Source organism: Methylobacterium sp. (assembly GCF_028290105.1).
Classification (GTDB): Bacteria; Pseudomonadota; Alphaproteobacteria; order Rhizobiales; family Beijerinckiaceae; genus Methylobacterium.
Genome location: NZ_JAQGKL010000201.1, coordinates 1 through 9,325 on the forward strand (window position 1 = coordinate 1; position 9,325 = coordinate 9,325).

The 9,325-nt window shown below is 71.7% G+C and carries 8 protein-coding genes; 3 read left to right on the plus strand and 5 right to left on the minus strand.

The window, feature by feature from the left end:
- Positions 1-1,476 (minus strand): AAA family ATPase (locus JWQ05_RS14445; protein ID WP_299659523.1); only part of this gene is annotated, 1,476 nt, incomplete at its 3' end.
- Positions 1,477-1,495: 19 nt separating this feature from the next.
- Entirely contained in the window at positions 1,496-2,788 is a 1,293-nt protein-coding gene (locus tag JWQ05_RS14450) for a DNA repair exonuclease (RefSeq protein ID WP_299659525.1), read from the minus strand.
- Between the two features lie 376 nt (positions 2,789-3,164).
- Between JWQ05_RS14450 and JWQ05_RS14455 the strand changes: the two genes are divergently transcribed.
- Positions 3,165-4,175, plus strand: coding sequence for a PAS domain-containing protein (locus JWQ05_RS14455; RefSeq protein WP_299659528.1), 1,011 nt, complete (start codon positions 3,165-3,167; stop codon positions 4,173-4,175).
- A 49-nt stretch (positions 4,176-4,224) separates the two neighbouring features.
- On the opposite strand, the gene JWQ05_RS14460 is transcribed toward JWQ05_RS14455, so the two are convergent.
- Positions 4,225-5,475, minus strand: coding sequence for a sensor domain-containing diguanylate cyclase (locus tag JWQ05_RS14460; RefSeq protein WP_299659530.1), 1,251 nt, complete (start codon positions 5,473-5,475; stop codon positions 4,225-4,227).
- 162 nt (positions 5,476-5,637) lie between these two features.
- The gene (gene rocF / locus JWQ05_RS14465; protein WP_299659533.1) at positions 5,638-6,567 is read right to left on the minus strand and encodes an arginase; all 930 of its coding nucleotides are present in this window, start codon (positions 6,565-6,567) and stop codon (positions 5,638-5,640) included.
- Positions 6,568-6,799: 232 nt separating this feature from the next.
- Between rocF and JWQ05_RS14470 the strand changes: the two genes are divergently transcribed.
- On the plus strand, positions 6,800-7,870 hold the full coding sequence (locus tag JWQ05_RS14470; RefSeq protein ID WP_299659536.1) for a putative sulfate exporter family transporter: 1,071 nt from the start codon (positions 6,800-6,802) through the stop codon (positions 7,868-7,870).
- Between the two features lie 7 nt (positions 7,871-7,877).
- Here the strand turns inward: JWQ05_RS14470 and JWQ05_RS14475 are convergent, their stop codons facing one another.
- Positions 7,878-8,768 carry a LysR family transcriptional regulator gene (locus tag JWQ05_RS14475; RefSeq protein WP_299659539.1) on the minus strand — a complete coding sequence of 297 codons (891 nt, stop codon included), beginning with the start codon at positions 8,766-8,768 and terminating at the stop codon, positions 7,878-7,880.
- Positions 8,769-9,188: 420 nt separating this feature from the next.
- Here JWQ05_RS14475 and JWQ05_RS14480 point away from each other — a divergent pair, with 420 nt between their 5' ends.
- On the plus strand, positions 9,189-9,317 hold the full coding sequence (locus JWQ05_RS14480; RefSeq protein WP_299659541.1) for a hypothetical protein: 129 nt from the start codon (positions 9,189-9,191) through the stop codon (positions 9,315-9,317).
- Positions 9,318-9,325 lie beyond the last annotated feature (8 nt).

The following is a 9,325-nucleotide window of genomic DNA, read 5'->3' on the forward strand; positions in this document are numbered from 1 at the left end:
GGCGTCGAGGTTGCGCCGGAAGCGCGCCACCGCCTCGGCCGAGGGCGGCCCCCCGGCGGTGTAGGCGGCGAGATCCGGGACGGGCGGGCTCAACCGGGCGGCCTGCGCGCGGATCGACCCGGCCTCCCGGGCCAGGGTGGCGTCGAGGTCGTCGCGCCGGTCGCAGTCGCGCCGGAGGGTGGCGAAGGTCTTGAGGTCGGCCCGCAGGGGCGCCGGGTCGGCGAGCCCGCCGGCCTCCGCCATGGTGCCGGCGAGGCGGTCCTGCTCGGCCCGGCGGGCGGCGAGGTCGTGGCTCAGGCGAGCGATCGCGGCCGCATCCTCGCGGCCGGCGCGGATCAGGCCCTCGATGCGCGTGCGGGCTGCATCGGAGGGCTGGCGGGCGTGCAACGCCTCCGCATCGGGCAGGCCGATTCGTGTCGCAAGTTGCAGCACGTCGCGCCCGAACGCGTCGGCCTCGCCCTGGATGCGCGGCAGGTCGAGGCCGCCCTTGTCGAACCGGTCCGTGCCGCGAAACGCCTCCAGGATCTCGTCGGCGCGGGCGAGCAGGCCCTCGTCCACCGGCACCCGATCGAGGGCCAGCGCCGCCTCCGCGAACGCCGTCCCGGTGCGACCTGCGGCCTCGCCCGTCGTCCTCAGGACGTCGAGCGCCTGCCCGAGGCGGTCGATCCAGGCCTCCGGAACCGCGATCGGGTCGGGCTCGGCCCCGGCGCGTTCGTCAACCGCATCAATGGCCTGGAGCAGGGGGCCGACCCGGCGCAGGCGGGTGAGGCGTGCCTGCTCGGCGGCGATCCGCCCACGCGCCGCCTTGATCTCGGCGAGCCTGGCCCCCGCCGCCTCGATCTCGGCGTTGAGGTCGCGCCAGTCGCCGGCCCGCAATTCCCCGGCGCGGATCGCCTTGCGGGCCTCGTCGTAGCGCCCGAGCGCTTGGTAGAAGGTGCGGCTCTGGGCGGCGCGCGGCATGAAGATGCCGGCGGCCTCCCCCTCCAGTTCGGACTGGAGATGGCTGTAGCCGCGAAGCCCCGAGGCCGCCGCGAACAGGCTGGCGCCGACCTCCCCCTCGGCATCCATCATCTCGGCCGCCCCCGCCCTGAGCGAGCGGGCATCGAGGCCGAAGGCGCGGCAGAACACGTCCCGGGCGAGCCCCCCGAGGAAGGGCGCCAGGGCGTCCTCCGGCAGGGCCGCGTCGGCGGCGTCGACAAGGGTGTTCCTGGTGCCCTTGCGCCGGCGAAAGCTCAGGCGGCGTCCGTCGGCGGCGCGGATCTCGGCGCCGATCCGCAGTTGCGGCATGTCGTGCAGGAAATCGTAGCGGGTGCGCGTCTCGATGCCGAACAGGAGGTCCGTGACGGCGCTCAGCGCCGAGCTCTTGCCGGCCTCGTTGGCCCCCAGCACCACGTGCAGGCGGGCGTCCTCGCGGAATGTCACCGTGCGGCCCGTGAAGGGGCCGTAGCGTTCGAGGGCGAGGCTGAGGAGACGCATCGGGACCTTGGGGACAGGATCAGCAGCTGCGGCCGGAGAGGCGCCCGAGGATCACCGCCTCGGCCTCCGCGCAGAGGGCATCGAGGTCGGCGGCGAGGTCGTCCTCGGCGAGGGCGCCTTCGGAAAGCCCGCCCGGCATCGCCGTGTTCGGCATCATCGTGTTCGGCATCTTGGCGATGATCTCGGCGAGCGCCGCCCGGGCGCGGGCGCGGAACTCGGGGTCGTGGTCCACAGCCGCCAGCAGGGTCGCGGGATCGATGGCCGCGAAGGCGTCGGGGCGCGCCTCGGTGCGGGCGCGCCGAGGGCGGGCGGTCTCGATCTTCAGGCGCTCCAGCCAGATGTCCTCGTGGATGCGGTGCGCGGCGGCCTGGATCTCGGCGGTGAGCCCCTCGCGGTCGGCCGCGAGGCGATCGTGGGCGGGGGTCTCGCCGTGAAGGCGCACCCGCACGGCCACGAGCCGCTCGGCGGCGGCCTCGGACAGGGGGCGCAGGGCCTCCTCGATGGCGGCGACCGCCTCGCGCTCGCTCGGGGCGCCGGAGAGATCGACCTCCAGGTGGTGGAAGCGCGCATGGTCGACCACGAGGCGCTCGACGCCGAGCACCCGTCCGTCGGCGACGGACACGGCGACCGCGCCCTTGGGCCCGCATTCGCGGATGCTGCGCCCCTGGAGATTGCCCGGAAACACGATCCAGGGGTCGCGGGAGAGTTCGGCGTAGTCGTGCACGTGGCCGAGCGCCCAGTAGGCGTAGCCGCGGCCCGCGAGGTCCGCCACCGAGCAGGGCGCGTAGGTCGCGTGCGCGGCGTGGCCCGTGCAGGAGGTGTGCAGGATTCCGATGTTGAACCAGCCGGGGAGGGCGGCCGGGTAGGTGAGGGCGTAGTTCTCCTCCACCGCCCGGTTGGGGAAGCTGCGCCCGTGCAGCGCGACTTTCAACGCCTCGAGGCGGTGGGTCTCGGCCCGGGTGGCGGAGAAGTTGCGCACGGAGGGCGGCAGGGTGATGGAGCGGGTGATGACGCTCTCGGCGTCGTGGTTGCCGCGCACCAGGATCACCGGGATGTCCGCCCGGTCGAGACGGGCGACCTGGCGGGCGAAGAACAAGCCGATGGTGTTGTCGGACCAGTCGCCGTCATAGACGTCGCCGGCCACGATCAGGAAGGCGACGCGCCGCTCAATCGCCAGGGTGACGAGGTCCTCGAAGGCCCGGCGCCCGGCCGAGGCGAAGCGCCGGGCGATGTCCGGGTCCTTGAGCGCGAGGCCCGCGAGGGGGCTGCCGAGATGGAGGTCGGCGGCGTGGATGAAGCTGAACGCGGACATGGACGCCGGGTGTTAGGACATGGATGCCGGGTAGAAGACCTGGACGCTGGATCGAAGACCTGGACGCTGGGTGGGAGGCTGCGTTGGACGGCCCTCGTCGGGCGAGGCGCCGCAACGTCGCGGGTTTGGTCCGAGATTGCAACGCGGCGCGAGACGCGCGCCCACATCGCATTGCCGCGACGAATGTTTTCAGTCCAAATCGGTTTCCAGCGCCGCGCGAACGGAGCCGGCACCGGCGGTACTGCGACGTCCCGGATCATACCTAGGATTGCACAAGTATACCGATTGATGCACTCTGAAAGCCCCGAAGGAAGTCCACGCTTTATCAATGGATCGCGCCGACGCACCCGCCGCAGAGGTTCCTCTTCGAGCCAGCATGGACGCCCCTTTCTCCTCCCGCGAGACGCTCCGCATCCTCGAAGGCTTCGGCCTGACGGGCCAATGGGCCTGGGACCTCGCCGAGAACACGCATGTCTGGTCGTCCGGCCTCTATGCCATCCTGGGCCTTCCCCAGGAATCCGTTGCGGCCGATTACCGACTCCTGCACAGCCTCATCCATCCCGACGATCGCCCGCTCGCGATGAGCCCCGCCGAGGTGGAAGAGCGAGGCGTCCTGCCCGCGTGCACGGTCCGGATCCTGCGCCCGGATTCGACGATCCGCACCGTGATGAGCCGTGCCGAGGTCAGGGTCTCGCCGTCCGGGCGGCCACTCACGGCGCACGGCGTCCTCATCGACGTCAGCGACCGCGAGACGATGGCGCGGGCGCAGGCGGCTCGGCGGCGCCAGGAGCGCGCGATCTTCGAGCGGGTGCGCGCCTTCACCTCGACGACGGCGATCTACCCGTTCCGCGCCTTCTCGGCGGAATGGCTCGAACTCGTGGGACTGCCCGAGGAGGAGCTCCTGGAGGAGCCGACCCGTCCGGTCCTCCCGAGCGAGCGTCGCCACTGGCGGGATTATGGCCGCGAACTCTACCTCACGCAGAACATGGTCCACACCACTCCGGCGCTCAAGCTCGCGAACGGAGAGACCGTGCGGTACCGCATGGTGATGATCCCCATCCTCGATGCGCAGGGCGCGTTCGAGTGCTGGACCAACTACATCGGTCCGGTCGACGTCCCGGCGCGGGCCTCCGGTCCGTTGCTGCAGGGCCTGGAGCAACGGGTGGAAGGCCGGCATATCCGCGCCGCCCGTGCCCTGCTCGACTGGTCGATGACCGACCTGTCCGAAGCCAGTGGATTGTCGTTCTCGACGGTCCGGCGACTCGAGGGCGATTCCGCGGCCCTCGCCCCATCGAGCCGCCACCGCGCCCTTGCGGCCCTGCGGGCCGCCGGAATCGCCTTCTCCCTCACGCAGGGCTCGACCATCGCGGTGGGCAAGGCCCGTTGAGACCCGGCCGTCGCGCGGGAGGGCCACGCCATGGTCGGGATCGGCGTCCTCAGACGAAGACGACGTCGAGATGCCCTTCGGTCTTCAGAACGATGCGGCAGAGACGGGAGAACTGATCGGCAGCGATGGCGAGCTTGAAGGTCTCGGGCACCCCGATGGAGCTGACGACCTTCAGGCCCGCCCCGTCGTCGGAGAGGCTTCGGACGGTGCAGTCGATCACCGAGCGTCCGCCGTTGAACGAGATCTGGCCTGCCTTCAGCACGCGCCGGCGGACCACCTGCGGCGGCACCGGCGCCGGCCGGCACGCGACGCAGCGATTCCGGCCCTCGGCCTTGGCCGCGTAGAGCGCGGCATCGGCATTCCGCAGCAGACCGTCGAGGTCGGTCACCGTGGGGTCGAGGGCCGCGACGCCGAAACTCGCGGTGAGCCGGAGGGGGCCGTCCGGCGTCGGTACGCTGAGCCGGGCGATCGCCGCGCGCAGCTTCTCGGCGACCGTCATCGCGGCGGCAAGATCGGACAGGGGCAGGAGAACGGCGAATTCCTCGCCGCCCACCCGCCCGAATGCATCGGAGGTCCGCAGCTCCGCACGGCAGACCGCTGCCATCTCGGCCAGGACCTGATCGCCGACGGGATGCCCGTGGCGGTCGTTGACGGACTTGAAGTGATCGAGATCCAGCATGATGCAGCTCATCGGATGCCGGTGGCGCAGCGCCAGCGCGAGGGTGCGGCCGCACTCGTCGCGGAAGGCACGGCGCGACAGGGCGCCGGTGAGGCTGTCGGTCATGGCGACCCGGCGCAGCTCGAGCTCACTCATCACGATGTGCGAGAGATCGGCGAGGGTCTCGACCTCGTCGTCGCGGAAGGGACGGGGACGCGTGTCCATGGCGCACAGGGTGCCGATGCTGAGGCCCTGCGGGGTTCGCAGCGGAACGCCGGCATAGAACCGGATGTGGGGCGGGCCGAGCACGAAGGGGTTACTGGAGAAGCGCGTGTCGACGAGGGTATCCGGCAGGACGAGGCCCTGCGGCTCCCGCATGGCGAAGCTGCAGAGCGCCGGCCCCCGCGGCGTCTCGCAGGCCTCCACGCCAGAGCGGGACTTGAACCATTGCCGATGCCCGTCGATCAGCGTGATCGTCGACATCGGCACGTCGAAGATCCGCCGCGTCAGCCGCGTGATGCGGTCGAAGCCCTCCTCCTGCGGCGTGTCCAGAATGTCGTACCGGTCGAGGGCGGCCAGCCGCTCCCCGTCCTCGATTTCCTCGATCTGCGCCTGGGGCTGCATCGCGTCGTCTCGTGACATCCCGTTTTCCGATGGTTCCAGCAAGGTCTATCGAAAATCGATTACGAAAATCTTCACGGTCTCGTTCACGTGCGACGCAATCTGTGGCTGATCGGACGGGTATTTCACAAGTCGAGACGCCACCACGTGTCACATACCCCGCCCTTCGGTCCCGCGCGTGCTTCAGTAACTCTGCGTCGGACGGTCGAGGACGCGGCGCCCCATCAGGCTCGCGGCGAGGTCGACCATGAGGTGGGCCGTGCGCCCGCGTTCGTCGAGGAAGGGGTTGAGCTCGACGAGGTCGAGGCTGCCGACGAGGCCGGAATCGTGCAGCATCTCCATGATCAGGTGCGCTTCACGGAAGGTGGCGCCCCCCGGCACGGTGGTTCCGACGCCCGGCGCGATGCCCGGATCGAGGAAATCGACGTCGAGGCTGACATGCAGGCGGCCCCTCGCCGCCGCGACGCGGCCGAGGAAGTCCCGCAGGGGCGCGACGACGCCGGCCTCGTCGATGGTGCGCATGTCGTGGACGAGCACGCCGGCCTCGCGCACCGCGACCCGCTCGGCCGGGTCGAGGCTGCGCGTGCCCATCAGGCAGACATGGCCCGGGTGGATCGGCGCGGGCGGGGCCGGCAGGTAGCCCGCAAAGCCCCGGCGCCCGGTGGCGTAGGCGAGGGGAACGCCGTGCAGGTTGCCGCTCGTGGTCGTGTCGAGGGTGTGGAAATCCGCGTGCGCGTCGAGCCAGAGCACGAAGAGCGGCCGCCCCTCCTCGGCCGCCCGGCGGCCGAGGCCGGAGAGGGTCCCGGCCGAGAGGCTGTGGTCGCCCCCGAGGAAGATCGGGATGCCCTCGGCGCTCGCCGCATGGGCCGCCTCGGCGAGGGTTTCCGTCCAGGCCGCGAAGGCCCCGAGATGGCGTAGCGCCCCGTTGGGATGGGGGCGCTCGACGAACGGCCCCGGCACGAGGTCGCCCGCATCGACGATGTCGAGGCCGAGGCCGGACAGGGTCTCGGCCAGGCCCGCCGCCCGGTAGGCGCTCGGCCCCATGTCGCAGCCGAGGCGCCCGGCCCCCACCTGCACGCGGGCGCCGATCAGGGTGCAGCGTGGGTTCGTCATGGCGTCTCTCGCGTCGCGTGACCATCGGGGGCGGTGGACCGGCCGGCCCCTGCCAGAGCCGTGCCGCATCCCGGTCGAGGCCCCGCCAGCGGGACAGGTAGGGCGGCGGGTGCCTCCGTGGCGCATCTTCCGCTCGCGCTTGGGCCGAATCCTTCATTCATCTCCAGATCAGAACGAAAGCATTCTGAGGTTCTGTTGGATCGAATGGTTGGGAGGTGAAACAACGCCGGTCATGTTCCTTGAGCCGATCCTGTCCGCCCCCCGCCCGCAGGGCCGTGTTCGCCAAGCCGGCGCGCATCTGCGCGCGCTCCTGCCCGGCCTCGCGCTCTGCCTCGCGGTGACCGGGGCGGCGATGCTGCTCGAAGCCGTCGAGGTGCGGGCGTTCGGCGGTGCCTGGCTCGAATCCCTGGTGCTCGCCATCCTGATCGGGACAACGCTCCGGACCCTGTGGGCGCCGGCACCGCGCTGGGAGACCGGCATCGCCTTCGGGGCCAAGACAGTGCTCGAGCTCGCCATCGTGCTCCTCGGTGCCTCGCTGAGCCTGACGACGCTGCTCGATGCCGGCCCGGGCCTGCTTCTCGGCATCGCGGGCGTCGTCGCGGCGGCCATCGCGTCGAGCTACGCCATCGGCCGGGCACTCGGCCTTCGCCACCGGATGGCGATCCTGGTGGCCTGCGGGAATTCCATCTGCGGCAACGCGGCCATCGCCGCCACGGCGCCCGTCATCGGCGCGAAGGGCGAGGATGTGGCCGCCGCCATCGCCTTCACGGCCGTGCTCGGCGTGCTGGTGGTCCTCCTGCTGCCGCTGCTGGTGCCCCTGCTCGGCCTGTCGCCGATGCAGTACGGGGTGCTCGCCGGGCTCACCGTCTACGCCGTGCCGCAGGTGCTCGCCGCCACCGCCCCGGTCGCCGCGCTCAGCGTGCAGGTGGGCACCCTGGTCAAGCTCGTGCGGGTGCTGATGCTCGGCCCCGTGGTGCTGGCGCTCTCGCTGGGCCGGCCGGGAGGCGGACGAAGCCCCGCGGCGGGCCGCGTCGCGTTCCGTCACCTCGTGCCGTGGTTCATCCTCGCCTTCCTGGCGCTCTCGGGGCTGCGCTCGGCCGGGCTGATCCCGGAGGCCGCCGTGCCGCCCCTCGCCACGGCCGCCAATGCGCTCACCGTGGTGTCGATGGCGGCTTTGGGCCTCGGCGTCGACGTCCGGATCGTCGCCCGCGCCGGTCTGCGGGTGACCCTCGCGGTCGTCGCCTCATTGCTGGCACTCGGCGGCATCAGCCTCGGGCTGATCCACGGCCTCGGCATCCTCTGAGCGACGCTCAGGCGCCGGTCTCGTGGGCGATGAGCGCGAGGAGCGCGTCCGCCGCGCGGCTGCGATAGCGCGCCTTGTGCCGCAGCACCCGGAAGGGACGCGCCGGCAGGGCGAGATCGGCCCGCACCAGGGTGCCGGCCCGCAGCGCGCCCGAGACCACCGAGGCCGAGAGCACGCTCGCCCCGCCGCCGGCCTCGACGGCCGCCCGCACCGCCTCGTTCGAGGGCAGTTCCAGGGCGACGCGCAGGCGGGCAGGGGAGAGCCCGCGCGTCTCCAGGGTGGCCTCGAAGGCCGAGCGGGTGCCGGAGCCCGGCTCGCGCAGGACCCACGCGGCGGTGGCGAGTTCGTCGAGGCCGACCACCCGGCCGTCCGCGAAGGGATGTCCGGGCGCCACCACGAGCACGAGTTCGTCCTGCGCCACGTCCGTGCTGGCGAGAACGGGATCGTCAAGCTCGCCCTCGACGAAGCCGAGCTCCGCCCGGCCCTCGCGCACGGCGGCCGCCGCCTCCGCCGTGTTGCCGACCTCCAGGCGGAGCACGATCTCGGGGTAGGCCCGGCGGAACGCCACGAGATGGGCCGGGAGCCAGTGGCTGGCGATGGTCTGGCTCGCCTGGATGGCGAGCGTGCCCCGGCGCAGGCCGCTGAGATCGGCGAGCACCAGTTCGGCCGCCTCGGCCCGGGCGAGGACGGCACGCGCCTCCCCGAGGAAGACCCGGCCGGCCTGCGTCAGCGCGATCCCGCGCCCGACCCGATCGAACAGCTTCGTGGCGTGCCGGGCCTCGAGGGTGGCGATCGCCGTGCTCACCGCCGACTGGACGAGGTTCAACGCCTCGGCGGCGCGGGTGACGTGCTCGCGCTCGGCCACCGCCACGAAGATCCGCAACTGGTCGAGGGTCATGGTGTCAGACGTGCCCTGATCTTGGACGCGGCATCGCGCGTCGAATATCCCGGACGAGGGGGGCGCGGGTTTCCGTCGGTGATAGGCGCGCGCCCGAGGCCTGCCTATCCCTCGCGCCGGTTCGCCTGGATGCCGCGTCGAAAGCGGCGCTCCCCGAACCCGGCGCGCACAAGGGTTTGTTAACCAAACCGGTCACAGCCTTCGGAGCGGTCGTCGCGCCGGATCGAAGCGGGAAAGACATCGGATACCGGGGCGCGAAGGTCGGGAGGCGTGAAGGTCTTCGCGATGGCGCAGGCCGTCGAAAGCCCGCGCGGCCAAACGTTGTCCTTAATCCCGCCCCGTTCTCCGAGCCCACTGCGCGAGACCGGCGGCCCTGCCGAAAGCAGAGCCGGCCGCCCCCGAGACCAAGGAAACTAACCCATGATCAAAACGTTGCTGGCGCTCTTCACCGTCGCCGCCGTCCTGACCATCCGGGCGTTCCTCAAACTGCTTTGGCTGCCGTTCCAAAGCTTTCGCGGACTCTTTCGTAATCGCCCCGCCGCCACCTGAGGCGCGAC